General features: G+C 43.5%; 29 protein-coding genes. 14 read left to right on the top strand and 15 right to left on the bottom strand.

Going from position 1 to position 26,343, the window contains the following annotated elements; translation table 11 throughout:
* Nucleotides 1-69 precede the first annotated feature (69 nt).
* Complete coding sequence (locus DP116_RS04030; protein WP_169153950.1) at nucleotides 70-285, bottom strand: DUF8630 family protein; 216 nt, start codon at nucleotides 283-285, stop codon at nucleotides 70-72.
* Between the two features lie 103 nt (nucleotides 286-388).
* Here DP116_RS04030 and DP116_RS04035 point away from each other — a divergent pair, with 103 nt between their 5' ends.
* Together DP116_RS04035 and DP116_RS04040 are read left to right on the top strand one after the other, a co-directional pair.
* On the top strand, nucleotides 389-1,066 hold the full coding sequence (locus DP116_RS04035; RefSeq protein ID WP_339381606.1) for a HEAT repeat domain-containing protein: 678 nt from the start codon (nucleotides 389-391) through the stop codon (nucleotides 1,064-1,066).
* Between the two features lie 268 nt (nucleotides 1,067-1,334).
* On the top strand, nucleotides 1,335-1,535 hold the full coding sequence (locus DP116_RS04040) for a hypothetical protein (protein WP_071654263.1): 201 nt from the start codon (nucleotides 1,335-1,337) through the stop codon (nucleotides 1,533-1,535).
* Nucleotides 1,536-1,629: 94 nt separating this feature from the next.
* Here DP116_RS04040 and DP116_RS04045 read toward each other — a convergent pair whose 3' ends face one another.
* Together DP116_RS04045 and DP116_RS04050 are read right to left on the bottom strand one after the other, a co-directional pair.
* Nucleotides 1,630-3,195: a DICT sensory domain-containing protein gene (locus DP116_RS04045; RefSeq protein WP_169153951.1), complete on the bottom strand. Its 1,566-nt coding sequence runs from the start codon at nucleotides 3,193-3,195 to the stop codon at nucleotides 1,630-1,632.
* A 174-nt stretch (nucleotides 3,196-3,369) separates the two neighbouring features.
* Nucleotides 3,370-4,512: a BMP family ABC transporter substrate-binding protein gene (locus DP116_RS04050; RefSeq protein WP_169153952.1), complete on the bottom strand. Its 1,143-nt coding sequence runs from the start codon at nucleotides 4,510-4,512 to the stop codon at nucleotides 3,370-3,372.
* 209 nt (nucleotides 4,513-4,721) lie between these two features.
* Here DP116_RS04050 and DP116_RS04055 point away from each other — a divergent pair, with 209 nt between their 5' ends.
* On the top strand, nucleotides 4,722-6,236 hold the full coding sequence (locus DP116_RS04055; protein ID WP_169153953.1) for an acyl--CoA ligase: 1,515 nt from the start codon (nucleotides 4,722-4,724) through the stop codon (nucleotides 6,234-6,236).
* A 241-nt stretch (nucleotides 6,237-6,477) separates the two neighbouring features.
* Nucleotides 6,478-7,455 carry a 2-dehydropantoate 2-reductase gene (locus DP116_RS04060; RefSeq protein WP_169153954.1) on the top strand — a complete coding sequence of 326 codons (978 nt, stop codon included), beginning with the start codon at nucleotides 6,478-6,480 and terminating at the stop codon, nucleotides 7,453-7,455.
* Between the two features lie 369 nt (nucleotides 7,456-7,824).
* Here DP116_RS04060 and DP116_RS04065 read toward each other — a convergent pair whose 3' ends face one another.
* The 4 genes from DP116_RS04065 to DP116_RS04080 form a co-directional block, all read right to left on the bottom strand.
* On the bottom strand, nucleotides 7,825-9,102 hold the full coding sequence (locus tag DP116_RS04065; RefSeq protein ID WP_169153955.1) for a CHAT domain-containing protein: 1,278 nt from the start codon (nucleotides 9,100-9,102) through the stop codon (nucleotides 7,825-7,827).
* 23 nt (nucleotides 9,103-9,125) lie between these two features.
* Nucleotides 9,126-10,382, bottom strand: coding sequence for a CHAT domain-containing protein (locus DP116_RS04070; protein WP_169153956.1), 1,257 nt, complete (start codon nucleotides 10,380-10,382; stop codon nucleotides 9,126-9,128).
* A gap of 11 nt (nucleotides 10,383-10,393) precedes the next feature.
* Entirely contained in the window at nucleotides 10,394-10,762 is a 369-nt protein-coding gene (locus DP116_RS04075) for a hypothetical protein (protein ID WP_169153957.1), read from the bottom strand.
* Nucleotides 10,763-11,156: 394 nt separating this feature from the next.
* Nucleotides 11,157-12,122, bottom strand: a complete 966-nt coding sequence (locus DP116_RS04080) for an acetamidase/formamidase family protein (protein WP_169153958.1) — start codon at nucleotides 12,120-12,122, stop codon at nucleotides 11,157-11,159.
* Between the two features lie 554 nt (nucleotides 12,123-12,676).
* On the opposite strand from DP116_RS04080, the gene DP116_RS04085 reads away from it, so the two are divergent.
* On the top strand, nucleotides 12,677-13,174 hold the full coding sequence (locus tag DP116_RS04085) for an NINE protein (protein WP_169153959.1): 498 nt from the start codon (nucleotides 12,677-12,679) through the stop codon (nucleotides 13,172-13,174).
* Nucleotides 13,175-13,381: 207 nt separating this feature from the next.
* Here DP116_RS04085 and DP116_RS04090 read toward each other — a convergent pair whose 3' ends face one another.
* Nucleotides 13,382-14,059 carry an AIM24 family protein gene (locus DP116_RS04090; protein WP_169153960.1) on the bottom strand — a complete coding sequence of 226 codons (678 nt, stop codon included), beginning with the start codon at nucleotides 14,057-14,059 and terminating at the stop codon, nucleotides 13,382-13,384.
* A gap of 306 nt (nucleotides 14,060-14,365) precedes the next feature.
* Complete coding sequence (locus DP116_RS04095) at nucleotides 14,366-15,187, bottom strand: pentapeptide repeat-containing protein (protein WP_169153961.1); 822 nt, start codon at nucleotides 15,185-15,187, stop codon at nucleotides 14,366-14,368.
* A gap of 305 nt (nucleotides 15,188-15,492) precedes the next feature.
* Here DP116_RS04095 and DP116_RS04100 point away from each other — a divergent pair, with 305 nt between their 5' ends.
* The 3 genes from DP116_RS04100 to DP116_RS04110 all read left to right on the top strand — a co-directional run bounded on the left by DP116_RS04100 (nucleotide 15,493) and on the right by DP116_RS04110 (nucleotide 17,788).
* Nucleotides 15,493-16,083, top strand: a complete 591-nt coding sequence (locus DP116_RS04100; RefSeq protein WP_169153962.1) for a phycobiliprotein lyase — start codon at nucleotides 15,493-15,495, stop codon at nucleotides 16,081-16,083.
* 130 nt (nucleotides 16,084-16,213) lie between these two features.
* Nucleotides 16,214-16,945, top strand: coding sequence for a 15,16-dihydrobiliverdin:ferredoxin oxidoreductase (locus tag DP116_RS04105; protein WP_169153963.1), 732 nt, complete (start codon nucleotides 16,214-16,216; stop codon nucleotides 16,943-16,945).
* Nucleotides 16,946-17,035: 90 nt separating this feature from the next.
* On the top strand, nucleotides 17,036-17,788 hold the full coding sequence (locus DP116_RS04110; RefSeq protein WP_169153964.1) for a phycoerythrobilin:ferredoxin oxidoreductase: 753 nt from the start codon (nucleotides 17,036-17,038) through the stop codon (nucleotides 17,786-17,788).
* A gap of 139 nt (nucleotides 17,789-17,927) precedes the next feature.
* Here the strand turns inward: DP116_RS04110 and DP116_RS04115 are convergent, their stop codons facing one another.
* Nucleotides 17,928-18,083 carry a ribbon-helix-helix protein, CopG family gene (locus tag DP116_RS04115; protein ID WP_071654251.1) on the bottom strand — a complete coding sequence of 52 codons (156 nt, stop codon included), beginning with the start codon at nucleotides 18,081-18,083 and terminating at the stop codon, nucleotides 17,928-17,930.
* 423 nt (nucleotides 18,084-18,506) lie between these two features.
* On the opposite strand from DP116_RS04115, the gene cpcB reads away from it, so the two are divergent.
* The 5 genes from cpcB to cpcE all read left to right on the top strand — a co-directional run bounded on the left by cpcB (nucleotide 18,507) and on the right by cpcE (nucleotide 22,662).
* Nucleotides 18,507-19,025: a C-phycocyanin subunit beta gene (gene cpcB / locus DP116_RS04120; protein ID WP_169153965.1), complete on the top strand. Its 519-nt coding sequence runs from the start codon at nucleotides 18,507-18,509 to the stop codon at nucleotides 19,023-19,025.
* 131 nt (nucleotides 19,026-19,156) lie between these two features.
* A complete protein-coding gene (cpcA, locus tag DP116_RS04125; protein ID WP_169153966.1) occupies nucleotides 19,157-19,645 on the top strand; it encodes a C-phycocyanin subunit alpha in 489 nt (162 codons plus the stop codon).
* Between the two features lie 305 nt (nucleotides 19,646-19,950).
* On the top strand, nucleotides 19,951-20,766 hold the full coding sequence (locus DP116_RS04130; RefSeq protein ID WP_169153967.1) for a phycobilisome rod-core linker polypeptide: 816 nt from the start codon (nucleotides 19,951-19,953) through the stop codon (nucleotides 20,764-20,766).
* An 88-nt stretch (nucleotides 20,767-20,854) separates the two neighbouring features.
* Nucleotides 20,855-21,706, top strand: coding sequence for a phycobilisome linker polypeptide (locus DP116_RS04135; RefSeq protein ID WP_169153968.1), 852 nt, complete (start codon nucleotides 20,855-20,857; stop codon nucleotides 21,704-21,706).
* 116 nt (nucleotides 21,707-21,822) lie between these two features.
* Nucleotides 21,823-22,662, top strand: coding sequence for a C-phycocyanin alpha-cysteine-84 phycocyanobilin lyase subunit CpcE (cpcE, locus tag DP116_RS04140; protein WP_246275474.1), 840 nt, complete (start codon nucleotides 21,823-21,825; stop codon nucleotides 22,660-22,662).
* A gap of 28 nt (nucleotides 22,663-22,690) precedes the next feature.
* On the opposite strand, the gene DP116_RS04145 is transcribed toward cpcE, so the two are convergent.
* Both DP116_RS04145 and DP116_RS04150 read right to left on the bottom strand, forming a co-directional pair.
* Complete coding sequence (locus tag DP116_RS04145) at nucleotides 22,691-23,032, bottom strand: type II toxin-antitoxin system PemK/MazF family toxin (RefSeq protein WP_169153969.1); 342 nt, start codon at nucleotides 23,030-23,032, stop codon at nucleotides 22,691-22,693.
* A complete protein-coding gene (locus DP116_RS04150; protein WP_169153970.1) occupies nucleotides 23,019-23,216 on the bottom strand; it encodes a hypothetical protein in 198 nt (65 codons plus the stop codon). The genes DP116_RS04145 and DP116_RS04150 overlap by 14 nt, the downstream gene beginning before the upstream one ends.
* Nucleotides 23,217-23,373: 157 nt before the next feature.
* Here DP116_RS04150 and cpcF point away from each other — a divergent pair, with 157 nt between their 5' ends.
* Nucleotides 23,374-24,186: a C-phycocyanin alpha-cysteine-84 phycocyanobilin lyase subunit CpcF gene (gene cpcF, locus DP116_RS04155; RefSeq protein ID WP_169153971.1), complete on the top strand. Its 813-nt coding sequence runs from the start codon at nucleotides 23,374-23,376 to the stop codon at nucleotides 24,184-24,186.
* A 28-nt stretch (nucleotides 24,187-24,214) separates the two neighbouring features.
* Here the strand turns inward: cpcF and DP116_RS04160 are convergent, their stop codons facing one another.
* The 3 genes from DP116_RS04160 to DP116_RS04170 all read right to left on the bottom strand — a co-directional run.
* On the bottom strand, nucleotides 24,215-24,445 hold the full coding sequence (locus DP116_RS04160; protein ID WP_169153943.1) for a hypothetical protein: 231 nt from the start codon (nucleotides 24,443-24,445) through the stop codon (nucleotides 24,215-24,217).
* Nucleotides 24,366-24,608, bottom strand: coding sequence for a hypothetical protein (locus tag DP116_RS30240; protein ID WP_169153972.1), 243 nt, complete (start codon nucleotides 24,606-24,608; stop codon nucleotides 24,366-24,368). The genes DP116_RS04160 and DP116_RS30240 overlap by 80 nt, the downstream gene beginning before the upstream one ends.
* 352 nt (nucleotides 24,609-24,960) lie before the next feature.
* A partial coding sequence (locus DP116_RS04170; protein ID WP_246275475.1) for an ABC transporter ATP-binding protein occupies nucleotides 24,961-26,343 on the bottom strand: 1,383 nt, incomplete at its 5' end.

Raw genomic sequence — 26,343 nt, forward strand, 5'->3', positions numbered from 1 at the left:
AAGAAACACCATCCGTCCTGTTCCCTGTTCCCTGTTCCCTGTTCCCTGTTCCCTTTTCCTGACTGAAGTTTACGAAGTCGTTTCGCGATCACGGAGTTCTTTGAGCACAGCATCAATTTTGGCAAGTTCCGGCTCAAGTTGAGCGAGTGCGGTTGCCTTCATGACTTTAGCCTTTTGCGCCGTTGCTAGAGTTTGGCTAATCAACCTTTCCCGATATTCTTCAAATTCTGCAATGACTTCGCTCAGTTCTTGTTCTGTTGGCGTGTGTTCTGAAGTTTCAGTCATTTTGAGTTTTTCCTAAATTTGTATTTATATAAAGTCTACGCTCGATTTTCTCAGATCACGTCACCACCAAGCAAACCTTTTTGATTACAGTGATGGTGAAGTTGTGCCATATGTTGCTATGGATATTCACGAAATCAAAACTGCTTTAAATAATTCTGATTTTCAATATCGATTGAAAGCGATCGCCGCCCTCAAAGACTATACACCAGAGATAGCCGTTCCCCTACTCACCAGCAAACTTCGTGATTCGGAATTTTTGGTGCGATCGTTCGTTGCTATGGGACTGGGCAAGCAGCAGACTGCTGAATCCTTCGCTGCCTTGCTGGAGTTGATGAAATTTGACAACACCCCCAATGTCCGGGCAGAGGCTGCGAGTTCTCTTTCTTTGTTTGGCAGAGTCGCTGCGTCTCATCTGGTTTTGACTTTTTTTCGCGATGATCACTGGTTAGTGCGACGTAGTATTCTGGCAGTTTTGCTTGATCTGGAGTGTCCTGAGGAATTGTTTGAAGTCTGCATCCAAGCTTTAGCAGGAGAAGATTCTAGTGTACAGGCAGATGCTATAGATGCGCTTGGTACATTTGCTCTCACAAGTCTTGAGGAACCCGCTTTGTCTCAATTGTTGGCGCTGGTTGGTTCAGAGTCTAAACAGATTCGCATACACGTTGTTCACGCGCTGAAGCGGTTTGATCATCCGCAGGCAAAAGAAGCCCTCAGGCAACTCCGCCAAGACCCTGATCATCAAGTCGTCGCCGCTGCACTAGAAAACTTGCTTCAGCAGTAATGTCAGCCAATTGAAGCAAAAAGAATTCCTCTCCTTGGCAGACAGTATCCAAGGAGGGAACGCTATCATATAAATACATAATTCTGTTGAATTTGCAAAAAAATTCATGGAGTTCCAAAAGTCCATCAAAAAGACTTCTACGTAGCTATTGTCAAAATCGGACTAAAAAAGTATAAATATTGACATATTTTCTTGACTTGTCTGTAAAAAACCATAAACACAAAAACACTAAAATGCAGTTGTTTCGCTCATATTTAAGAGGTTATTTATGTCTGACACTCTCCCAGGTCAAATGACGTGGAAACTCCCAGGGACGACAGATTGTGTGTTGCACCTGCGACACAGTTCATCAGAACCTTGGCGGTACTATAAGGAATTTCCAGAGTATGTTCTGCCGGATCCACCCCACTTTTCAGAGGGGTATGCCACGTTTGTTGCACTCTTGAAAAAGAAGTGGCAAACAGTTTGATGTTGACAAATTTTCATGACAGCGGTTATCACCTTAATTGCAGATTAAGGTGATAAACGTAAGCTTTCATTTAAAACTCATCTCAAAGAGAGTCTTATGAGGCATCGCCGGGAGCGTTAAGCGCAGCTCTGCCGTAGGCAATCGCCAACTGCACTGTAAAAATGGAACCCTCATTTAGCTTACTTTTGACAGAAATACAACCACTACAGCGAGATAGCAATAATTGTACAATTGGTAAGCCTAAGCCAACACCACCAGAATCTTCTGTTGTGGTTGGACGTAAGCGATAGAAACGCTCAAAGATTTTAGGAATCTCGCTATCAGCAATACCAATACCAGTATCGCGAAATTCCAATTGGACATAATCACCCTGAACACGTCCTTGTACCCAAACCTGTCCACCTTTGGGGGTGAACTTAATGCTGTTAAAAAGCAAATTAATCACAATTTGCCTCAGTCCACCACTCACACACCAAACAGCGGGAAGTTCAGTTGGTACGGTATAACCTAGCATGATACCTTTTTCTCGGGCTAGGGGCTGGTAAATACTAACGACTCCAGGCACAACTTCCGAAAGACGTACAACCTCCAAAGGCATCCGTGGTAAATTGCGCTCTAACTGTACCATATCGAAGACTCCAGTAATCAGAGCATTTTGGCGATCGCACTCTTGTTTAAGCATTTGAAAATAACGTTGTCGCTGAATCATTTTCAAATTAGGGGAATTTAAAAGACTCAAAGCTGTCTTCATGTGTGTTAGAGGTGCACGTAATTCCTGACAGACATTGCTCAAATATTCATCTTTGAGTTGCAGATTCTCTTGGAGTTTTTGATTTTTCTGCTGCATGTTAGCAAGACGCTTTATCGTTCTTTGACGATAAATTTCATCCTGTTGCTGAAGTTGTTTTGCAAACAGTTGACTGAGAAGTCTTGGATCTGGTGCTGAGGGACAAATAAAATCAGCAGGCATAAGTAGGGATGACTGTGGCGTGATGGCGGATTTCATTACATTTAGCACTTTTTGAATAATTTCTCCCTCAAAAATCGTCACAGCAAGTAACGGTGCAGTTTTTTTTCTGTTTGCTTTAGCTAAATTGTTTTTACGTGTTCTAAATGGTCTATGAGCTAGAATCAGACAGCAATACTGCGACGACAACACCATCACAAAGTATTCTCGTTGCAACTGGCTATTTGGCATGCTATTTACCAGAAAAGATTCGGAAGATGAGGAGGTAGGGGATGCATTCCCGTGCCAAGAGTTGTCGCGTGTCTCCTGCACAGGGGTGCTGCTTTGGCGTGGCGTCTGTGTCAACACAGGAGAGTTTCCTTGTTGAGTGCCAGCGGCGCGCCCCTGCCGTGAGGATGGGGGAGTTTGTTGTTCCTGTACTCCTGTTTTGCTTTCCTGAATGTGCAAAGTACGAATCACACCAGACATCGTCAGTTGTTGCTGATAACGCTGAATTTCTGAGTGCCAAATTTTTCCTGGTGGTAGCTTAACCCATAAAGTAGCTGCAATCTGTTGCTCAATGAGTAAATCAATTTGTGACTTCAATTGTGACAGCAGAGTCGCAGGACTATGAGGCAATAGTTGGGGAAGCGCTTGCATCCCTGAAGCCAACTGCTGATAAACTGACACATCCTGAGCAAAAGAAAAGTTCATGGGTTAGCACAACAAGGAAAAGACTGCACTAACTTCTCATCTTAATTAATAAAGTCGCAAAAAAACCTTGTCTTATGATTATTTACATAAAAAAGACACAGAGCATTAAGTATTAATGTCTATATATAACAGATCAGGTAATCAGGAAGGACGGAGGCAAGAGTTTCTTACCCTTCACGATTGTACCTTTGGAATTAACCCTTCAATTCCTTCTACATACCAATCCATCGCTCGTTGTTCCTTATCACCCAACACCTGACCCTTCGGGACTCGCACCACACCCTTTTGGTCTTTCACTGGGCCATCAAAAGGATGTGCAACACCTCTGATAAATTCATCACGCAATGCTTGCACCAGTTGCTGAACATCTTGAGGAATGACAGGATTCAAGGGCGAAATATCCACCATTTCTTGAGCAATTCCATACCAAACCTCCTCAGGCTTCCAAGTACCATTGATAACAGCCAAGGCTTTATCTGTATAAAACTTACCCCATTTATTCAGGGCTGATGTTAAACAAGCTTTTGCACCAAATCGACTCATATCGGTGTTGTAGGCAAAAGCATAAATACCTTTTTCCTCTGCTAGTTGGATGGGGGCAGGAGAGTTGGTATGCTGTGCCAGAACATCAGCACCTAAATTAACCAAAGCTTGGGCTGCTTCTCTTTCTTTAGCTGGATCATACCAACTCTGCACCCAGACTACTCTCACTTTTGCTTTAGGATTTGTTTGCCGTAGTCCTTGCGTAAACGCACCTATCCCTCGAATGACTTCAGGAATTGGGTATGAACCAACAAAACCAATCACATTCGATTTTGTTATTTTGCCAGCAATCATGCCCGTTAAGTATCGCGCTTCTTCAAAACGTCCCAGATAAGTACCGACATTTGTAGCGCGTTTGTCTCCACTACACTGCTCAAAATGAACATTGGGAAATTCTTTTGCTACTTTAAGGGTTGCATTCATGTAGCCCAAAAAAGTCGCAAAAATTAATTTATTACCTTCTAACGCCAGTTGACGAATGACTCTCTGGGCGTCCGCACCTTCACTGACATTTTCCACAAAAGTTGTTTTCACCTTCTCCTGAAGATTTGCCTCCATTTCTCTACGACCCAAGTCGTGGGCATAAGTCCATCCAAAATCATTCACAGGTTCAACATAGACAAATCCTACCTTAAGAGGTTCATTCGCCGCCATAGGCGAAGCTTGAACAGATACCTCAGCTTGTGGTTGAGACTTACTGCCCTGAGTACAGCCTGCAAATGTAAAGCTAGTTCCTGCTAAAGTGGTATACTTTAGAAACTTACGACGCTGCATAAATAGGATATTAAGAAAGATATTAAAATATTGTATTGCGGCTCCAAGCGTGTTTTCTCGTACCAGAAATTGCTGTAATAACAATTACCCATAAAGTCGTGTGAATAACCAATAAAATTGGTTATCAAAGTAGCAAAAATTGCATTGATACCACAGAAAAATCACGTATTGATAAATCAACACAAATATTTTCTATACAAATATTTTCTATGAACATATTTGAGCTTTTAGCAGGGGAAGACAATCATAAGGCGCTAGTTACACCTGAGGGATCAGCACTTACCTACAAGCAACTGCGTGAAAACATTGTCGAACTGGTATCCCAACTTAACAGTTTTGGTTTGCAACGGGGCGAACGCATCGCCATTGCTATGTCAAACGGGGTACCAATGGTACTCACCTTTCTTGCAGCTGCTTTATGTGGTACCGCAGCACCACTCAATCCAAAATACAAGCAAGAAGAATTTGCCTTCTACTACGAAGATACTCAGGCAAAAGCACTGATTACGCTGCCTGACGTGCCAGAAGCCGCAATCGCAGCTGCCACACCCGACATGATACACATTCACGCTAAAGTTACCGAGAACGGCACATTAAGCTTTGAGTTAGTGAAAACAGCTTCCGGGGAAGGGGAATCCTTGGGCAATCAAGAGTTTCCCGACTCCGACGATGTGGCAATGATTCTGCACACCAGCGGTACCACGAGTCGTCCCAAGCGAGTCCCGATTCGGCATCGTAACTTGATTGCTTCTGCTAACAATATTGTTGATGCATACTCGCTCTCGGCAGTTGACAAAACACTCTGTTTTATGCCTCTGTTCCATATTCACGGACTGGTAGGGTGTATGCTGGCGACTCTGGCATCTGGCGGAACGCTTGTCATACCCGATGGTTTCAATGCCCTAAGTTTTTGGAAACTGGTGGAAACTTATAAACCCACTTGGTACTCGGCTGCACCTACCATGCACCAAACAATCCTAGCGCGAGCTAGCCGCAACGAAGCCATTATCAAAGCGAACCGCTTCCGCTTCATTCGCTCTAGCAGCGCTCCCCTTCCCCCTGTCATTATCGAACAGATGGAAGCAACGCTCAATGCTCCTGTCTTAGAATCTTACAGCATGACCGAAGCTGCTCACTTGATGGCGACTAATCCGCTACCGCCTAAAGTACGTAAACCGGGCATGGTTGGCTATGGCTTTGGTGTGGAAGTCGGTATTATGGACGAAGATGGCAATTTACTTTCTCAAGGAAGCTTGGGTGAGGTTGTGGTTAAAGGACCAAATGTGATTGATGGTTACGAAAATAACCCGCAAGCCAATGCGACTACTTTTGTCAATGGTTGGTTCCGTACTGGCGATCAGGGGACACTTGATGCTGACGGATACCTCCGCCTGACTGGACGGATTAAGGAATTGATTAACCGAGGCGGTGAAAAAATTTCTCCACTAGAAGTAGATGATATACTGCTGCGTCATCCTGCGGTTGCTGAAGCCCTTGCTTTTGCTGTACCCCATAAATCGTTGGGAGAAGATATTCATGCGGCTGTCGTTCTTAAGGGTGAAACCAGCGAAAAGGAACTTTTGGCTTACTGTGCAACCATATTGGCAGACTTCAAACTCCCTAACCAAATTCACATTTTGGATGAACTACCCCGTGGGGCGACAGGGAAGCTGCAACGGTTGAATATGGCGAAGTTGCTCAAGATAGAGACTGAACACAGATAAACATATAGCAATCCTAATTTATTCGTGAAATCTTCTTCTCTCTTTTCTACCCTTCGGGAAGCCGCCCTCCGGGCGTCTACGTGTACTTCGTGCCTATGTCCTTCGGACACGCTGCGCTAACGTGGTTCGTTAACAAAAGAAAATTTCACAAATCAGATGGGATTTCTATAGATTCACACAGATAATTCAACAGTGTGAATCTGTGGTTCCATATAAAAAAAATACTTTGGCAAGAGTTCTCATGAAAATCTGTATTGTTGGCGCGGGTGCTATTGGTGGTTACTTAGGAGCAAAGTTAGCCCTCTCTGGTCATGAGGTGACGCTGATTGCTCGTGGTGCTCATTTAGAAGCAATTCAAAAAAATGGGCTGAAACTGATTATGGCAGATGGCTCAACCCACACAGCTACCCCAATGGCAACTAGTGATATGAGTCAAGCCGAACCTCAGGATGTGGTGATTTTGGCTGTCAAGACTACGAGTGTGGCGGCGATCGCCTCCCATCTCCCCTGTCTCTATAAACCAGAAACAATGGTAGTGACGGCTCAAAATGGCATTCCCTGGTGGTACTTTCGCAAGCACGGCGGCGAGTATGAAGGAACTGCGATTCAATCTGTAGATCCGGATGGTACCATTGAAGCTCATATTAATGTTGAGCGCGTGATTGGTTGTGTTGTTTACCCAGCAACTGAGATAGTTGAACCAGGTGTGATTAAACATATTGAGGGCGATCGCTTCAGTTTGGGTGAAATCGATGCTTCTAAAACCGAACGCATTCAGTTGTTAGCGCAAGCTTTGAAGTCAGCAGGTTTGAAAGCACCCATACGCACTCAAATCCGGACTGATATGTGGGTGAAGTTGTGGGGGAACCTGGCGTTCAATCCCATTAGTGCCCTGACGCGTGCAACACTAGATCATATTTGCCAATACCCTTTGACTCGCGAACTCGCAAGACAGATGATGAGCGAAGCACAGGCGATCGCTCAAAAGCTAGGAATTGATTTTGGCATCACCTTAGAGCAACGAATTGAAGGTGCCCAAAAAGTTGGTGCTCACAAAACTTCGATGCTGCAGGATGTTGAAGCGTGTCGTCCAACAGAAGTGGATGCGATCGTCGGCGCTGTCGCAGAATTGGGAAGACTGACGCAAACTCCCACACCCCATATTGATGCTATTTATGCCAGTGTCAAGTTGCTGGAGAAAACCTACATGGGGAACTAGAAAAATATGATATCGATAATATAGCAGGAAGTGTCAATTCACTTTCTTCCTAATGGCAAAATAATTTGTAACGCAATGTTAGAGCCAATGTAGGCGCAATCCGCAAGCCCAGCATTGGCTGTTAGCACATGTGTACATTTTCAGAACAATTTCTGTCATTCCACGAAAATCCCCTCTCGTGTAATGTCCAAAATTCGTCTCAAAATGTCAACCCATGCTGACAGCCAATTCAGAAAAACTAGAATCCTAGAGAGAAGTTCTTGATACTTCAACTAGCAACTAGTAGTCCTTAATCGTTAAAATCCGTGTTTTTGTTTTCTGTAAAACGCTTATTCAACGCAAGTTCCATGAGGAATGAAAATACGGTTTTTAGAAATTATGTCCTACTAGAGCTAAAGGAGGTTTCTCAACATTACGGATAGTATAAATATCTAGAGTTGGCTCCCACCTTAGATTTTTGGTTCCGAACTCCATTTGACGTGAGCGTGCATATAAAACAGGACAAGACCAATCGCCGAATGCAACAGTATCGAATCCACTACCTGCATCTTGTATATTGGCATCTATGTACAGTTCTGCACGTGCATCTTTGACAGCTTGATCTACTCTTCTACCGTATTTCAAAACACTTGTATAAAACCTTTTACTCAATTGGTATCCAGCCTCAAATGTAATAGCATGATTAGTTGCTAACACAATTGGAACTCCTGCTTGAATTAGGTTGTGAGCCATGTTAACAAAATCATTAGCTCCTCCTCTAAGGATGTCATCCACGTTGTTACTAGACATTCCTTCTACAGTGTCAGTTTCTACAGAGCGAGCAGTGTCACATGCATTAAGAAAACAAAAGCCCAGGCTTTGATTTGCTGCTAATGTCGTTAACAAACGGATAGATAGGTTCCCAAATTCTCTACCTGGAATATTCCAATTATTACTACTTTCGCTCCTCCAGACAATTAACGAGCTTTCCATTGGATTTCTACTGTCCAGAAATCCATGACCACCGAAGTGAAATATATCTACACCTTCAAACAGAATATCCTTGATGTTTTCTACAGTTGCTCTCTCATCCCTTAGTTCTGAGATCCTGATCTGCTCTCCAAAGCCCTTGAGCATATTGACTAGAGTTTCGTGCTCTTTATCAAGAACATCTTTACCTCTCTGAGAAAAAGGATCTACGCTGACAATCAGGATATGTAACTTTTCTCTACGTTCACCAGGGATATTAACAGGTTTTGGCACAAATGGGTGTCTAATTAGGTTATGTCTAAAGCCAATATATTCGTTACGAAAACGCATAACTTCCCAATGAATAGTATTTAGCATTGGTTGACCAAGCATTAAACGAAGATTGATTTGTGAATCTGTTGCTCCTCCTATAGTTCTATTTAGGAGGCTTAGAATTTCACCTTTGAAGATTTCATTAAATAGACTGATTCCAAATTTTTCAACTTCTGACTCAATGCTCTTTCTTGAAATACTCCTTCTTAGAAGGCGACTATAGAGTAATCGAAGGTCATTCGATGTGTCAGCCATTTCATCAAAAAACTTTTTAGCGACTTGAATAGTTGCTTCTCCGAAGTTAGATTCAGCGAGAATAGCTACATGATCATTTACTGGAATAATTTTTAGGTCAAAATTCTCCATTACCGGACTTCTATAATGATAATTTATTGAGTCTGAATCAAACCGTTATAGTTCGAGTTTCGTAAATATAAAACTGGAGTCAACCAATCTGACGGTGGAAGAAAATCTGTATGAGCAAATAATTCAAGCCTTATTTGTCTAACAGCCTTGTAAATACTACCACCTTTAGAAGTAAGTGTTCTGTAAAGTCTTCTGGTTAATATTTCTGCTCCTATTTTTGATATTGGATGAGACATGCCAATAACACATGGAATACCTGTTTTAATTAGTGCATGTGCCATACTATAGTAACCAGATTCAGTTAATCTATTGGTTAATTTTTTACCAGACTTAGATTTACTGTACATAATAGCTTGATCTGACCTACAAGCATTTAAAACTGCAACTTGCATTGGATTGGCACGACAAAAACTTTCTAACATTTCTATTGGTAGTTTATCATACGGTTTATTTTCATCTTCGCTATCTATACGAAAGTAATACTTGAGATGGTTACCATCGTACTCGCACTCACCATGAGCTAGAAAATGAAGGATAGTTATACCGTCATAGATGCTGTTTGCAATACTTTTATACGTACTATCTGGGAGTTTTTCAAACTGAATGCTACTTTCTTCTAAGGCAGCTTGAACTGCCTCTATTTGTCCCTGTACATAAATATCATGTGAAGGATTAGCACCTATGAATAACAATCGAATGTTTTCGCTGCTAGATATTGGTTTTCTGACAGGTTGAAGTGTGAAAGGGTGTCTAACTATATCATAGACATGACACAAATACCTATCCTCATTATAGAATAGTTCCCACGGAACAAGATTAAGAAAGTCGCTAGCTATCATTAACCTGATTAGAACGTCATTCTTCAACCGTATCGCTTGACCAATTGCTACATTTAATAAATCCAAAATCTGGTGATTGAATACATTTTTAAATAAAAGTGTTCCTAGCTGTTTCAAATTACTAGACAACTTTTCTCGTTCCTGCTTGGAATTTAATACACGATTACCTAATCCTGTTGTATCTAAGTTTACGGGAGAGCTTGCATCTTTGATCGCCTCACCCTGTTCAATTGAATTATGATTTGACTCAAATAGTATTGAGTCTTTTGGAAAAAATTTATCAATATGCTGATGTACTAATATTGACCTTTTTATCAAAGCTTTTACATCAGATTCTTTGATAAAGGAATATGCTTCACCACTTGACCCTGTACAAACAACTAAAATTTGTTTGTCAATATAAAAAAACTGTAGAGACAACTCAGAGTTGATGAGATTCATGAAACTAAACTTCAGTTATCTATACAATTGCAGAAATCATCTAGAAATTCTCTAGTTAGTAGCACTGCTAGAGTATTTACAGGAATTAATGAAAAAACAGTTGCAAGCAAATCACCTATAGCAATTATTATTGCTATACGACTGGCATTTTTATTTTGTTTTATAAATAAACAATAATTTCCCTCAATACAAATTTTTTGATATATATCCTCTCTTCTATCAACTATCCATTGTTTTACTTGAGATGTAATATCATTTGCTGGTCCTAAAGAACCAATTTGCTGACCAAATTCAACATAAAGTAAGTTCGTATCAAGATTTAATAATCTATCAATGTTTTGTTCCTCACGAGTTGAGAAGGAACGCAATCTTAATTGCATAATGAGCCTCAGAAATTAATAGATAAGCCAAGCTCAGGCTTGCAGATTCAGTAATCCTAAGCCTTAAGTTGTAGGTTCAATGTAGATTATACTTAATTTATAACAAAATGAGTTAATTTAGATACAAAATATCAATCCTCACAACTGTGAAGTATACCGTATTGCTGTCGAATTTCACTTTGTTCGTTAGTTAAATAAGCACGTCGGCTCATAAGTAATACAGCCCTTGTTGGCGCTCTCGGCGTCTACCCTGCGGGTATGCCTAGTGGGTACGGCCACGGCTATCGCCGTATGCGAAGTGTCTCCGGAGGAGCCAGTACTGCGGTGCTGTCTCACCGCTACGCGTCTATGGGGTTAGTGAAAAGAAATAATTTTCACAAATAAAATAAGATTGCTATAGTTCAATTGCTTTAGGCAAAATGGACTTTGATAACATTCCATGAACACCTTTTTGCGGACTGTTTACAACTTGAGTAATGCGAAAATTCACGGCTAAACTACACAAAACATAAGCATCTTCCGCCGACAAATTGATGAAGCGTTCTAACAAGTCAATCATGTTTTTTAAAGCCAGTTCCAAAGCTTCATCTAATGTTTGACCAAATCCCATTGTGATAATATCTGTAGGAGTTTCGGCAATTGGCATTGTCAATTGTAAATCCTTGCGAACTTTCAACTGAATCGTGCCGTTCATTGAAGTCTCAATTGCGGTAACATTAACTTCCCCGTCTCCCTGTACTGAATGTCCGTCACCAATAGAAAATAAAGCACCAAGAACAAAGATTGGCAGAAAAATCTTAGTCCCAGCTTGGAGTTCCTGGTTATCAATATTACCACCATAATTACCAGGAGGAATTGAGTTTCGGGATGCTTCCGTAGTCGCGACACCCAGAATACCAAAAAAGGGTTTGAGGGGAATTTTGATACCACTATCAATTGGAAATTCTGTAATGTTATGTTCTAAATCAAGAGGAATAAATCTCAAAGCTGGTTGATGAAATTGATGTGGTAATGCTCCCCAACCTGTCCGAATCGCATTGAAGCCAACAGGTAAACTCGGTGTTATTGCTTCTAGTTTGACTTCCAAAACATCTCCAGGTTCCGCACCTTGCACATAAATTGGTCCTGTCAGTAAATGTGGTCCTGCTGCAACTTTGCGTTCTGAGGGAAGATTTTGACAAATATCCAAAAATGCAGGTGTGAGAAACTCTGGTGGTGCTTTGTCGTGAACGTAGTAACCAGTGTATGTTTCTATTTCAACTGTATCGCCAGAGTCAACAATCAGTGCTGGTTCTAGAAGATGAGAAAACCCACCTAGATGCACAGTTTCCTTGGTGGCTTTGAGAATGTGGTGAGTCATCGCGTAGTGGTACTTTATCAGAATTATTGCTTAGTACAGGATTGCACAAGTTCGTAGCAATATGTATGTCATTCTGTAAGCGTTGCTCCACTTGGTTAAAGCGCTTGGAAATCAATATCAGTAATTTAATGTATTGAAATTTACAGATTTAATTCTAAAAATCCTGATGTCAGTCAGGTGTTTGTACTAATTATAATTTGTATAGAAGTTTTCAATTGGGTGCAATACATCAAGGAGTTAGGGAACCGTAGATGTAGACGCCGGAGGCGGTGAGGGGGTCGCAGTCTTGGCGGTTTCCGTCGATTGCGTTCGCGCAGCGTCTCCGAAGGAGTTACCCCCGAACCCGGAGGGCTTCCCGGAGGGTACGCAGATGTAAATGCCCCAGGCTAGAGGAACTGGCGTACGCCCACAGGGGGTACGCTCCGTGCATACCCGTAAGGCTTATGGCAAAGTACACCGATAAATATGTACTTCATCTAAATGAGAACGCTATATATCTTTGATTTAAGTAAAAAATAACACAGAAAACATACATAGTTACAAAGGTAATTCTTATGAGAAGTACAGGACTCGCTTATCTTCTTTGGTTCACTTGTATTTTTGGACTTGCTGGAACCCACCGTTTTTACAGTGGCAAGTATGTTAGTGGAATAGTGTGGCTGTTTACATTTGGGTTATTTGGTCTTGGTCAGCTTGTAGATTTAGCGCTAATTCCAGGAATGGTTGAAGATCAAAATCTTAAATATAGGATGCTTCATGGTAGCCCGAATAGTAACAATATTTCAAATACTCAACAGGTTGTCATTAATGTAGCTGACTACATAGCTCCAAATGCCAATACTAATAAGCCACTATCTACTAAGTCTGATCTCCAACTAATTCTAGAATTAGCGAAAAATAACGGTGGGAACATATCCGTTACAGATTGTGTGATTGCCACTGGTAAACCTATTGTAGAAGTCAAGCAAACTATTGAGAGCTTATGTGCTGAAGGTTTATTAGAAGCTGCTAATCATCAAGAAACTGGTGCAATAATTTACAAACTTATTTAAAGGTTTTTTCAATTGAGACAAAAGTCCAGTCTGACAAGACCTTTAGGCTCTCTCGTTCCTATGCTCTGCATGGGAATGCACTACAGGAGGCTCTGCCTCCCAACAATTATATTGATATATTGAGGCAGCAGCCCACAGTTATGCATTCCTTGCCAGAGACAAGGAACGAGAAATTTTCTAATTCCTTTCTTTTCTCCACTTTCCTAATTATTCTGAACCAGAAGTATTTGTCGGACGCGCTGAGTTAATCTGACGCAGCAACATCACTCCCCAATAAGGAACAGGAGCAAGTAGCACAGTACCAGTTCCCTCAAAAGTATTGACTAAAAACTCACCCGAAGTCATCGAACCGAAAATAGACTTAGTAGCTTTTTCAACTCGATAATTTAGGGTGTTCGTGCGAGCAATCGCAAAATTACCATCCACAACCAAGCGGTCATTTTGCAAATGCACTTCTTCAACAGGTCCTTGCGCTACCATGACCACTTTACCTCTACCTTTGACTTTAGTTTGAAACAAACCTTCGCCACCGATTAAACCAGAAAATAATTTATTTCTCTCAACACTGACTTCTACAGAACCATCACTTGCCCAGTATGCTCCTCTATCTAAAATCCATTCACTGCCATTTAATTCCATGATATGAAATCCAGATAAAGAAGGCTCCAAATATAATTCACCTGTTCCTGTATAAGTGGGTCTAAAAATATTTTCACCTGTTGCTAGAGATTTTAAAAAACTACCGGCTGTTGGTGCTTTAGATTGCATGGTAATCTTGCCACGCATATAGTACAAAGCACCAGACTCCGTTCTCACGGTTTCGTCTTGCAAAATAACCTTGACTAAGCGCAATCCTTCTTGTGCTATAACTTCAAAAGTTGCCATTGCTTTCCTCTGTTATTACAGAAATACAAATTCATTGTTTCCAAGACTAAGTTTGCTTGTTCCATGTCATTCGCGCTCTCCTCACCTCCCAACAATTATATAAAGGCAGCAACCCACAGTTATGCATTCCTTGCCAGAGACAAGGAACGAGAAAATAGTTTTATTGTAAGCAAAGAAAATAAAATTATCCCGCAAAAATGTAACGCCTATAGGACTCACGCACGAGTTATGAAAGAACAAGACTGTGAGATTGGGCACTCCTCGTCGCAACGGGTGCAAGTACGTTATTTTTGCGTAAGTCCTGGCTTATTTGTTTGCGCTATCACCAACTTCTAAACTCTGACGCGTTGTTCTGCGAGTAAAGGAATTCCAAGCATCCAATTCTGAAGCAGGACGTCTGAGCAGGATTGCTCTTATCGCCTCACTTAATCCTTGAACAAGAGTAAAATCTGCCCCAGCAATACTCTGAAGGTACTCGATTTCAACACCACTGAAGTTGCTTGCTCTCAAATCAGCCCCTTGTAAATCTACATTATTTAGTCGCGCATTGCGTAAGTCAGCTCCTGTCAAATACGCTAACCGTAAATCCGCACCACTCAGGCGTGCATTCTGTAAATTTGCTCCAGTGAGATCTGCGCCACACAGATATGCCCCTAGCAGATTTGCATTCCTCAAATCGGCATCTCTCAAATTGGCAGTGTTGAGATGGGCACCGCTGAGATTGGCACCAGGACCAATTGCCCCACAGGTTTTGTAAGTAAATCCTTCGGGCCAAATCGTGTGTTGGTCATATCGAGCTGCTTGTAGTTTGGCTCCTTCCAAATTCGCCCCGCTGAAATTTGCCTTCTGAAGATATGCCCGGTGCAAAAAGGCTCCTTGCAAATTGGCATTGCTCAAATCAGCGCCCTGCAAGTCAGCCTTACGCAGATCCGCACCACTCAGATCTGCTTCACACAGCATTGTCCCACTCAGATTAGCTCCAATCAGATTTGCCTGACGCAGGTTTGCTCGTTGCAAATCGAGTCCCCTAAGATCGGACTGATACAAATCTTCATGATTGAGAGCCTCTCCTGCTTTGAGGGCTGCGATGTTACTAGATAAGGAAATATTGGAGTTTTTTGCAGTCATTTTCTTTGAGGAGCGCTTAGAGTAGGGGAAAACAGTGAACAGTCAACAGTAAACAGTAAACAGTGAGTCCAGCGCGCATGAGGCGTTTTCCCGCCGTAGGCGACTGGCGTATGCGCAAAGCGCACGCCCAGAGGGCTAAAGCCGTAAGGCGTGCGCTTTGCGCATACCCGAAGGGTGAACAGAGTCAGCGATTTCTTGACCTCCCTGATCACTGGTAACTGATAACTGATAAAAGTGTACAATGTGGGACATCAGATAAATTCTTGTTACATTCCTTTATATTTTTTCTGCTGTTGAGGTTAGAAATGCGCCTGATTCCACCCATGAATATGATGGACTTCTTTCGTAAGAGTCAAGGCACGTGGTTTACCCAACGCACTGTCCACCATTTTGACCTGGCGGCGGATCAGTCTGGGGAGTCAAATTTGATTGTTCAAGTCGTTGAACGGGAAGATCCAAGAGTCAAAGCGATTTGTGAACAACAAGGAATTGATCCTGCCAAGGGAATGGGGGGAGGCAGTTTTATGTGGCAAGAAAACCAGGACAATCGCGAACCTAATCCAGACCAAGCGGCGGTGCTAGTTGATGTGCCCGATGATGAAAGTCTGTTGTCTGGAAAACTCATCCGCGATCGCGGCTACGTGGAAAAAATGCCCGTTATTAGTCGGTACTGGTTTGGTAAAGACGGCATTTTGACAATCGACACAGAATATGACATTAACCAGGGACAAGAACGGTGCTGGTTCATTACCGATGACTTTCGCGTGCGTGTTAGCACCGTGCGGACGATGAATGGTGTATATATGATGACCTATGGCTCAGAGCGTCGTTGCGTATCAGAGGCAACGTTAGAGCAACTGATTCAGAAGAATTTGGCAAGGGCATCAGGAAATTAAGTTAAAGGGTAAGCGCTAGGTTCAGCGACTGCAGTATGTCACAAATTATTGCGTCCTTGTTAACAAATGGGACAGACGTTCTCATAATCCTTTATTGTCGAGAAAGTCTTATAAATATGGATTAATATCAATGTACAAGCCCTTTGTAAAACATCTAGAAAATGAACTGTTTAACAGATTTAATTTACAAAATCGGGCAATCCCTACTGGTTTAGAATTGAAGGTCAGCGATCGCGGCAGAAACCCAGCAACCATTCAAAGCTGGTGCTATCAATGCCATCAATTGCGGAAAATTCGCTATACCTACATTGATGCGGGCGAAAGCGCCCAAATTCTCAATAGCGTTATTTATCCTAGCTATGACTACGACTTACCCTTGTTGGGAGTAGACTTTCTGTCGTTTGGCAAAATCAAAAACCTGGTTGTGCTTGATTTCCAGCCTCTGTTCCAAGATGAGGCGTATCAGCGCAAGTACATTGAGCCATTAAAATTCCTACATGCTAAATATCCAGATTTGGCACAAAATTTAGAGATGAAGTTTTATGACGCCAACCAATATTTCTCTAAATACCTGCTATTTGCCAAGACAGATCCTGAAACCGTGGCGACACGGTTACTTGCGGCGTTCAAGGACTACTTGAATTTGTACTGGCAAATGCTAGATGAGGCGGAACCTCAAAAAGATCCAGAAGACATTGCGCGAATCGTAAAAGCCCAAAAAGACTACGACCAATACAGTGCCGATCGCGATCCAGCATCAGGTCTATTCAGCAGTTACTTTGGTCATGAGTGGGCAGAACGCTTCCTCTACGGGTTTTTATTTGAAGATGCAGTCCCATTAGCCGCTACCGCCAAAAAGTAGTTTTTTGCCGCTTGTGATCTGTCAAAAGTCCTTTGTTAAAAAAAATTAATGACTGATGACTAATGACTAATGACTAATAACTAATAACCAATGACTCTTTATCAACCGTTTCTCGATTATGCGATCGCCTATTTGCAATCGCGATTAGAACTCATGCCCTATCCCATCCCTTCAGGGTTTGAATACAAAAGTGCTATCACGGGCAAGGGCAAGAATCAGGAGGAAGTTGTCACGACCAGTCATGGCTTTTGTGCACCGAAACTTCGACAGATTCGGGCAGCGCACGTACAAGGTGGTCAATCTCTCCAGGTTCTCAATTTCGTTATTTTTCCTCATCTGAACTACGATCTGCCTTTTTTTGGGGCAGACTTAGTAACCTTGCCAGGAGGACACCTGATTGCCCTGGATATGCAACCGTTGTTCCGGGATGATCCGGACTATCAGGCAAAGTATACCGCACCCATTCTGCCCATCTTTCACACTCATCAGCAACACCTACCGTGGGGTGGAGACTTCCCCGAAGAAGCCAGCCCCTTCTTTTCGCCAGCATTCCTTTGGACTCGCCCCAAAGAGACTACTGTTGTTGAAACTCATGTGTTTGCTGCGTTTAAAGACTATCTCAAAGCATACTTGGATTTTGTAGAACAGGCAGAACCTGTGATGGATGCTCAAGCCCTAGCTAGGATCAAGCAGGCACAATTGCGCTATTTGCGGTATCGTGCCGAAAAAGACCCCGCACGAGGAATGTTCAGGCGTTTTTACGGCGAAGAGTGGACAGAGGAATACATTCATGGCTTCCTGTTTGACCTAGAGAGAAAGCTGACCGAATCAGTTGTCAGTTAACACTCAGCAGTTATCCTGCACAGAATAGACCTCTTGCAAAAGTGAGATTTTACGAGGTTCTGTTAAGAGTTAAGCGTTCAGAATTAAGAGTTAAGCGTTAAGAGTTCCCTGTTAAGCGTTCCCTGTTCCCTGTTAAGCGTTAACTTTCCTTATCATTTGGCTTAAGCTTTGCTTTGCGAATTAATTGGGCGATCGTACGAGATAGGGAGAGTCCAGACTCTTCGGCGAGCTTTTCTAACTTCTCCCGTTCAATGTCATTTAATGTAACGTTTAGTCTACTTTTCTTCGTTGCCACGGCGCAAAAGTGGTGTAACTATGGTACGTATTGTCAAGCTTAAAAGCTAAGCTGCATCTAGATTGTTACCGTTTGTAAAAAAATAGTAAGTTCTAACAACTTTTAACACACAAAGTTCCCCCTTACATTGTATAAAGATTTAGGAAGGCAAAAATGAGAAGCAAATTATGGCTCAGTTGTTGTTTTCTCAGACTCATTTTCCTATAACATAGGGAGGAGAGAAGTTAGTCTCAGATTCGTTAAAGAACTTAACACTGTTCTCAACACTCTGAAACAGGTAAATCTGAGAATTGCTGAGAACTCTGATGCCCAATATCACTGTATAGCCTTTCTAAGCTGCCCACACAGGCAAAATTCACTCTAGAACGATGTCGTTTGACAACGAAATCGTAACTAAAACAAAGGAATTAGGAGACCAAATTTATGCTAGACGCATTTGCAAAAGTTGTTTCTCAAGCCGATGCACGAGGTGAATACCTGAGCGCTGGTCAATTGGATGCTCTGTCAGCAATGGTTGCAGATGGCAACAAGCGGATGGATACTGTCAACCGCATTACCAGCAATTCCTCCGCGATCGTTGCTGATGCAGCTCGCAGTCTGTTTGCAGAACAACCCCAGCTGATCGCTCCTGGTGGCAATGCTTATACCAACCGTCGGATGGCAGCTTGCTTACGCGACATGGAAATTATCTTGCGTTATGTCACCTACGCTATTTTTTCTGGAGATGCTAGCGTACTCGACGATCGCTGTCTGAACGGTCTGAAGGAAACATACTTGGCGCTAGGAACCCCCGGTGCTTCTGTGGCAGTGGGTGTTCAAAAAATGAAAGAAGCAGCGTTAAAAATTGCGAATGACACCAACGGTATCACCAGAGGAGATTGCAGCGCGTTAATGTCAGAAGTCGCTGGCTATTTTGATCGTGCAGCTTCTGCAGTTGCTTAAATCTATTAGTCAGCTCAATAGTCATGAGTCATTGATCATTAACTTGAGACAAATGACTGTAGACAAATGACTTTAGACAAACTCGCTTTCAAGCAAAACTTTGTAAAACAATACAAGAGATAGAAAAAGCAATGAAAACTCCACTCACTGAAGCCGTTAGCGCTGCTGATTCCCAAGGACGTTTCCTAAGCAGCACAGAAGTCCAAGTTGCCTTTGGTCGCTTCCGTCAAGCTAGCGCTAGCTTGGAAGCTGCTAAAGCTTTGACCTCTAAAGCTCAAAGTTTGGCTGAAGGTGCTGCAAATGCGGTATACCAAAAATATCCCTACACCACCCAAATGCAGGGACCTCAGTATGCAGCTGATTCCCGTGGAAAGGCAAAGTGCGTCCGTGACATCGGTTACTACCTGCGGATGGTCACCTACTGCTTGGTTGTTGGTGGTACAGGTCCAATGGATGATTACTTGATTGCTGGATTAGCTGAAATTAACAAGACCTTCGACCTATCTCCTAGCTGGTACGTTGAAGCACTCAAGTACATTAAAGCTAACCACGGTCTCAGCGGCGATCCAGCTGTAGAAGCTAACTCTTACCTCGACTACGCTATTAACTGTCTAAGCTAGTAAACACACACAGGCCCGGTAAGGTAAACAGCTTTGTTAGCAATCATGATGATTGATGATGTAGTTGTTCACTTTACCGGGCTGCTTTATTCCGATAAGGCACATTAAAACAGGGAACAGGGAACAGGGAACAGGGAACAGGGAACAGGGAACAGGGAACAGGGAACAAAAGAAACGAATCCGTATTTCTCTTTGATAACTGATAACTGATAACTGATAACTGATAACTGATAACTGATAACTAGTAACTGTAAGAAATGCCTGGAAAAAATTGTCAAGTTGGCAGTTAAAAGAGGGAGGCAAATATGGCGGTTTTCGCTGGATCGGAACGACTAGGGATTACACCAAGCGAGGCTTCAGCATGGATAGAACTGCACTCTAATGACAGCGCAGAAGATGTCGAGGTGGTCATCCGGGCAGTCTATCGACAAGTATTGGGCAATTCCTATGTCATGGAAAGTGAGCGACTCGTTGTCCCGGAATCTCAACTCAAGCGCGGTGAGATATCGGTTCGCGAGTTTGTGCGGCTGGTTGCCAAGTCGGATTTGTACCGCGAGCGGTTCTTTGACAATTGCTACCGTTACCGCACCATTGAGTTGAACTTCAAGCATTTGCTTGGTCGTGCTCCAAATGACTACAGTGAAATGGTCTGTCACAGTCAGATATTGGATGAGCGCGGCTTTGAGGCAGACATTGATTCTTACATTGACAGCGACGAATATCAAGAAAATTTTGGCGAAAATATAGTACCCTACCATCGAGGCTTTACGACTCAAGTTGGTCAGAAAAATGTCGGGTTTAGCCGGATGTTCCAACTGTTCCGGGGCTATTCCAGTAGCGATCGCGCCCAAAAACAAAATCAAGGACGGCTGACTCGGGAAGTAGCTCAGAATACCGCCTCACCCATCTACGCAGCCTCCAGTGGGTCGTTGACTGGTATCTCAACAGGTAGCCGTGGTGGAAGTACCTACCGACTGCGGATTATGCAACCACCATCTTCCAAATCAGCCGTGCTTCGGCGTGCTACGAGTGAAGTTGTTGTGCCTTTTGAGCAGCTTTCCAGCAAGTTGCAACAACTGAACAGCAAGGGCTTCAAGGTTATGAGCATTACACTTTCTTAGTCAGTCATTAGTCATTAGTCATTAGTCATTGGTATTAGGCAAAGGACAATGACAAATGATGAACTAGGTTCATAAGGAGATTTTTTAAATGGCTATTACAACAGAAGCATCCCGCCTTGGAACCTCTGCCTTTAGTGATTTTTCCCCTGTGGAACTGCGTAGTCCGGGAGATGTCCAGAATGTTATTGCCGCTGTCTATCGTCAGCTGTTGGGCAACGATTATTTAATGGCATCGCAACGCCTCACCAGTATGGAATCGCTCCTGACAAATGGCAAGATTACAGTGCAAGAATTTGTCCGGCAAGTGGCTAAATCAGAACTGTATAAATCCAAGTTTTTCTATAACAGTTTCCAAACCCGAACCATTGAACTGAATTATAAGCACTTGTTGGGTCGGGCACCATATGACGAAGCTGAAATCATCCATCACTTGGATTTGTATCAAAACAAAGGTTACGACGCCGACATTGATTCCTACATTGATTCACCTGAGTATCAAGGAAACTTTGGCGAATACATAGTCCCCTATTATCGCGGCTTTGCGACTCAAACTGGACAGAAAACTGTTGGATTTAGCCGGATGTTCCAATTGTATCGGGGTTATGCCAACAGCGATCGCGCTCAGTTTGCTGGCAATTCTCCACACCTAGCCACAGAGTTGGGACGCAATACCGCATCGGCAGTTGTCGCACCAGGTAGCCCTGGCTTTGGCTATCGTCCCTCAGCCAAAGGAGTCACTCCCAATACTGCCTTCGGTGGCTCAACCATTTATGGAGATCGTCGCTTGTACCGTGTGGAAGTATCTGCTCTTTTAACCCCCAAATACCCACGTGTACGCCGCAGCAACAAAGCTGTTGTCATTCCTTATGATCAGCTATCAGATTACATGCAACGGGTGCAACGTGAAGGGGGCAAGATAGCCAGCATCACACCATTGTAGTCCCCTTTGGTGAGTCGTCCTTTGGTGGAAAAAACTATCACCGGCAATCAGCTATGGAAGTTTCCAGCTGCTGATTGCCGATTTTCCATAGGAGAATCATCAATAAGCTGTGAGAAATGACTGATATTATGGGTTTAGACACGTTTGATCCAAATGAATCGAGTAGCAGTGAATCTTTAACTGTCGAGCAGGCGATCGCCAACCTCCAGGGAGAAGACTTGGGGTTGCGGATGTATGCAGCTTGGTGGCTAGGCAGATTTCGGGTACAGGAACCCGCAGCGATTTCAACCCTCATCCAAGCATTAGAGGACGAAGCCGATCGCACAGAGGAAGGCGGATACCCGTTGCGACGGAACGCTGCTAGGGCATTGGGAAAGTTGGGCGATCGCCAAGCAGTGCTACCGCTGATTCAGTCTTTAAACTGCTCAGATTTTTATGTCCGGGAAGCTGCGGCTCAATCACTAGAGATGCTGGGCGATCCAGTTTGTATTCCTAATCTCATTGAGCTACTCAAAGCAGGTTTACAAGGGAGACAACTCGTCAGCAATCAGCCAGACTTTTCTCAACCCTACGATGCCATCTTAGAAGCTTTAGGAACCTTAGGAGCAACCATAGCCGTTCCCCTGATTCAGCCGTTTTTGGAGCATCCAATCGAGCGGATTCAGTATGCTGCTGCACGAGCCATGTACCAGTTAACTCAGGATATGATTTATGGAGAACGCCTGGTGCAAGCGTTGGCAGGTAAAGATTTGCAACTACGTCGATCTGCGCTTGCAGACTTGGGTGCGATCGGCTACTTGCCAGCAGCAGAGGCAATTTCCCAAACTCTTGCTGAAAACAGTCTAAAATTGATCGCGCTTAAAGGACTGCTGGAACACCAGATTTATATGTCACCTTCCAATGAATTATCTGAGGGTGCTGTTCGGGTGATGACGTTAATGGATGGGCTACTTTAGTATGATGCCGCAGCAAGCGACACACAGATTAATCCTCGTTTTCAGTGCTTGCTTCGTTAAATCCTAACCACAAGAGTAATACTTCTTCCACTTGTGCCATTTGCTTTGGCGTCAAACTTCCTAACTTTCGCAGTAACTTTGCATGAGGAATTGTAATGATGTTCTGCACATCAAACACTCCAGATCGAAGGAAGTTGACTTTGACCTCTACTTCAAATCTCGAACCACGTGGGCTAGTTGTGTGAGGAACTAAGGTTACCAAGGCACGATCTTGTTCCAAAGCTGGAATACTAATAACCAAACATGGTCTAACTTTTGCTGCATAGCCTAGATCGACGAGCCATACCTCTCCACGATCAGGATTTTTCATGGGCAGCTTCTTGCTTATCTAACTCTAAAAAAATTGCTTCAGCATTTAAGACTAAATCTTCATCCGATAAAGGCGGAAAATCTACATGAATCACCCGCTTCAAAATTTCCAATGCAATCTCTAGCCGCTCTGAGTCTGGCAAGCGATCAAAGGTGCTTAGGAATTCTTTTACTACAGGAGTCATAATTCTTTTGCTTGGATACACTTCACAATAGCACAAACCTCATTTATGAGTTCATTCATTATTGACCAGCGACTAGTCTAAAATTGAAACAATACAAAGAACTCAGACTATATAAAAAATTCAACGTCCAGCCATCCCTATATTAAAAATTAAGTTTATGACTGCTAATCTTGCCCAAACCCTAATCCGCGCTGTTGAAGAAGCAGACTCCTCTGCCCGTCTACTGGAAGCTGTCGAGCAATTGTCAGCTGCCCGTCTGGAAGCGGCGATTCCAACCCTGATTGCAGCGCTAGGCTACAACAACCCAGGGGCGGCGGTTGCAGCCGTTGAGGGATTAATTCAAATCGGCAAGCCAGCAGTAACGCCCCTGATGGAATTGCTGGATGGCTACAACTATGGTGCTAGGGCTTGGGCAATTCGCGCCCTTGCTGGAATTGGCGATCCACGAGGATTGGAGACGTTGCTTGATGCGGCAAAAAATGACTTTTCTTTCAGTGTTCGGCGAGCTGCTGCGAGAGGATTAGGTACGATCGCCTGGGAAGATTTACCACCAGAGCAACTTAAAAGCGCACAAACTCAGGTGCTAGAGACTCTACTACAAGTGTCCCAAGACCACGAATGGGTGGTGCGTTATGCAGCGGTGACTGCGTTGCAGAAATTGGCGATCGCCGTCGCTATCTCTCATACCGATTGGGCGATGGAAATTATAACACATTTTGACCGCCAGGTGGAATCTGAAGACAATCTCACAGTCATTGCTCGCATTTGGCTGGCGCAGAGAGAAATTCAGGAGTATGCCGTTGAGGTACTGGATAAGGCAACTGCTGCAACTGTCAGCACTTTGGACATCGACTGGCAAGCAACTCTCGAAAAACTTTATGCGCGTAAGCGTCAGGAACAACCCTTGCCAGAAGGCGATCCGCGCAAGTTTCGTGAGGTTGCGGCTGCGATTGCGAGGGCGAATGCTTAGTTTGAAGAAGAATGACGAGTAGTTAAACCTACTTGTCGGGATTTATGGGGGCTGATGGTATATTGTCACAGAGATGGCGATCGCTATTTTTCTCATCAAGGGTAGCTAGATAACCACGCACTCGTTCACAACCCCGTTCTAGCAGTTCATCTAATCCTCCTAGCTGCCATAACTTAACTTTACCGTCCTTGCCAATGACAGCTGACAGCCAACTTACTGCCATTAGCACTAAAGCTGATGCTTTTAATTTCATCTTCATATGCTTTAAATTCCATCAACTGCCTGCCTTGTAAGTCCCAAAGGACGACATTTGCGTATGACGCGGTGGCAATTAAGCTGCCATCAGCATTGAAATTGATATGAGTCCTAACTTTTGATGTGTCATGACTCAGGACAGTCGATTTTCCTGAAAAATTAGACAAAAAAACTTTATGTATGATGGAAGGGAGTTCTTGTCCTATAGTGACTATTCTTAACTCTCCATCGGGCTGAAAGCTGACGCTTTGGACGCTCTGAAAAGCAGGGCTGTTTCATTCCACAAGGAGGAGGAGTTTGTCAATATCATTTGCGATCAATCGTTGGGCACAAGTGATGTATGACACTTGCGTAAGTCCTATGGTTCAAAGATGGGCTGGTTGTTCATCTCTATCTTGCTCCAAAGGACTTGGGTTATGTAGCTGCAGCTTAAACAACCAGCCAAGGAGCGCTCCAAAATGGCACCCAAAAATCGACACCTTTGAATACGTTTAGAAAGGCAGCAGAAAAAACAACAGCTTAAAGGTCGTACTGCTTTGCCTGCATATTCCAAAGAGTAGCATACTCACCTTTGCGCTGTAAAAGTTCTTGGTGGGTGCCCGACTCGATTAAATGACCAGCCTTCATGACTAAGATACGGTCAGCCATACGCACTGAAGCTAGTCGATGGGTAATCAGGATGGTAGTTTTGCCCTGAGCTAGCTCAACAAAGCGGCGGTAAACTTCGTACTCGCTACGGGGGTCAAGTGCAGCAGTAGGCTCATCAAGGATCAGTAGCTGGGCTTGTTCCCGCACGAAGGCGCGGGCGAGGGATAACTTTTGCCACTCTCCTCCGGAAAGCTCTGTCCCGCCAAACTGTTTGCCCAAGGGTGTGTCCTCTCCTTGAGGAAATTTCTCAACCAGTTCTGCTAGACCAGCTTTTTGGGCTGCACGCCTAAGGCGTTTTGGGTCATCCAGAGCTTGAATGTCTCCCAAAGCAATATTCTCCCCTATGGTGAGCGCGTAGCGACCAAAGTCTTGAAACACTCCCGCAATCTGCCGCCGCCACTCATCTAAATTTAATTCCCTTAAATCTACACCATCGACCAAAACAACCCCATCTGTGGGATCATATAGTCTGGTGAGTAGCTTCACTAGGGTAGTTTTGCCTGCTCCATTTTCCCCAACTATTGCGACTGTTTCACCAGGGTAAAGGGTAAAAGAAACATCCACCAAAGCAGAGCGATTGTCTGGGTAGCAAAAGTGAACTTTCTCAAAAGTAATGCCCGACCGAATCGGATCGGGCACGGGCTTTCCAGGGACGCACAGTGCCATTGGTGGTTTACTGTCTAGGAAGCTGAAAAACTGCTGCATATAGAGCAAATTCTCGTAGAGTTCTAGGGAGTTTCTGACCAATTCTTCAAGATTTCGCTGGAGATAAGCCAGTGATTCTAGGAAAAGGAGTACGCTTCCTGGGCTGAGCCGTCCTCTAAAAGCCTGCTGCACTACCCAGTAGAAGGCAAAACCATTTCCTATAGTACTCCCGAACGCCAAGCTAGAAGACCAAAGGGCTTGCTTACCCCTCAGATGACGCATAGATTGATGTAGAGACCGAAATGCTTGCAGGTATAAATTTGTAAAGAACGAACTTAGCTTAAACAACCGTACTTCCTTGGCATAGGTATCAGTGAGCATGACTGAAGTGCAATACTGCATCCGCCGGGCTTGTGGACTGTTCTCAAACAGAGTTAGCCAAATCTTTGTCTCATACTGGAAAGAAACAACTATCTGAGGTATGACTGCGATGAGAATCGCAAGGGGAATCCAAAACCCTAGAGGAGCTAGCAGCCCTACCATCGCTACTAAAGTGACGAAAGACCGACCTCCCTCAGCCAAAGTCTGAAGCAAGCTCGCCGGCTGATA

Origin of the sequence: Brasilonema bromeliae SPC951 (assembly GCF_012912135.1) — a bacterium.
Classification (GTDB): Bacteria; Cyanobacteriota; Cyanobacteriia; order Cyanobacteriales; family Nostocaceae; genus Brasilonema; species Brasilonema bromeliae.

Excerpts from the sequence above, each read along its gene's own strand:
- DP116_RS04030 (WP_169153950.1), bottom strand. The coding sequence starts at position 285 with ATGACTGAAACTTCAGAACACACGCCAACAGAACAAGAACTGAGCGAA.
- DP116_RS04040 (WP_071654263.1), top strand. The coding sequence starts at position 1,335 with ATGTCTGACACTCTCCCAGGTCAAATGACGTGGAAACTCCCAGGGACG.
- DP116_RS04045 (WP_169153951.1), bottom strand. The coding sequence starts at position 3,195 with ATGAACTTTTCTTTTGCTCAGGATGTGTCAGTTTATCAGCAGTTGGCT.
- DP116_RS04050 (WP_169153952.1), bottom strand. The coding sequence starts at position 4,512 with ATGCAGCGTCGTAAGTTTCTAAAGTATACCACTTTAGCAGGAACTAGC.
- DP116_RS04055 (WP_169153953.1), top strand. The coding sequence starts at position 4,722 with ATGAACATATTTGAGCTTTTAGCAGGGGAAGACAATCATAAGGCGCTA.
- DP116_RS04060 (WP_169153954.1), top strand. The coding sequence starts at position 6,478 with ATGAAAATCTGTATTGTTGGCGCGGGTGCTATTGGTGGTTACTTAGGA.
- DP116_RS04065 (WP_169153955.1), bottom strand. The coding sequence starts at position 9,102 with ATGGAGAATTTTGACCTAAAAATTATTCCAGTAAATGATCATGTAGCT.
- DP116_RS04070 (WP_169153956.1), bottom strand. The coding sequence starts at position 10,382 with ATGAATCTCATCAACTCTGAGTTGTCTCTACAGTTTTTTTATATTGAC.
- DP116_RS04075 (WP_169153957.1), bottom strand. The coding sequence starts at position 10,762 with ATGCAATTAAGATTGCGTTCCTTCTCAACTCGTGAGGAACAAAACATT.
- DP116_RS04080 (WP_169153958.1), bottom strand. The coding sequence starts at position 12,122 with ATGACTCACCACATTCTCAAAGCCACCAAGGAAACTGTGCATCTAGGT.
- DP116_RS04085 (WP_169153959.1), top strand. The coding sequence starts at position 12,677 with ATGAGAAGTACAGGACTCGCTTATCTTCTTTGGTTCACTTGTATTTTT.
- DP116_RS04090 (WP_169153960.1), bottom strand. The coding sequence starts at position 14,059 with ATGGCAACTTTTGAAGTTATAGCACAAGAAGGATTGCGCTTAGTCAAG.
- DP116_RS04095 (WP_169153961.1), bottom strand. The coding sequence starts at position 15,187 with ATGACTGCAAAAAACTCCAATATTTCCTTATCTAGTAACATCGCAGCC.
- DP116_RS04100 (WP_169153962.1), top strand. The coding sequence starts at position 15,493 with ATGCGCCTGATTCCACCCATGAATATGATGGACTTCTTTCGTAAGAGT.
- DP116_RS04105 (WP_169153963.1), top strand. The coding sequence starts at position 16,214 with ATGTACAAGCCCTTTGTAAAACATCTAGAAAATGAACTGTTTAACAGA.
- DP116_RS04110 (WP_169153964.1), top strand. The coding sequence starts at position 17,036 with ATGACTCTTTATCAACCGTTTCTCGATTATGCGATCGCCTATTTGCAA.
- cpcB (WP_169153965.1), top strand. The coding sequence starts at position 18,507 with ATGCTAGACGCATTTGCAAAAGTTGTTTCTCAAGCCGATGCACGAGGT.
- cpcA (WP_169153966.1), top strand. The coding sequence starts at position 19,157 with ATGAAAACTCCACTCACTGAAGCCGTTAGCGCTGCTGATTCCCAAGGA.
- DP116_RS04130 (WP_169153967.1), top strand. The coding sequence starts at position 19,951 with ATGGCGGTTTTCGCTGGATCGGAACGACTAGGGATTACACCAAGCGAG.
- DP116_RS04135 (WP_169153968.1), top strand. The coding sequence starts at position 20,855 with ATGGCTATTACAACAGAAGCATCCCGCCTTGGAACCTCTGCCTTTAGT.
- cpcE (WP_246275474.1), top strand. The coding sequence starts at position 21,823 with ATGACTGATATTATGGGTTTAGACACGTTTGATCCAAATGAATCGAGT.
- DP116_RS04145 (WP_169153969.1), bottom strand. The coding sequence starts at position 23,032 with ATGAAAAATCCTGATCGTGGAGAGGTATGGCTCGTCGATCTAGGCTAT.
- DP116_RS04150 (WP_169153970.1), bottom strand. The coding sequence starts at position 23,216 with ATGACTCCTGTAGTAAAAGAATTCCTAAGCACCTTTGATCGCTTGCCA.
- cpcF (WP_169153971.1), top strand. The coding sequence starts at position 23,374 with ATGACTGCTAATCTTGCCCAAACCCTAATCCGCGCTGTTGAAGAAGCA.
- DP116_RS04160 (WP_169153943.1), bottom strand. The coding sequence starts at position 24,445 with ATGAAGATGAAATTAAAAGCATCAGCTTTAGTGCTAATGGCAGTAAGT.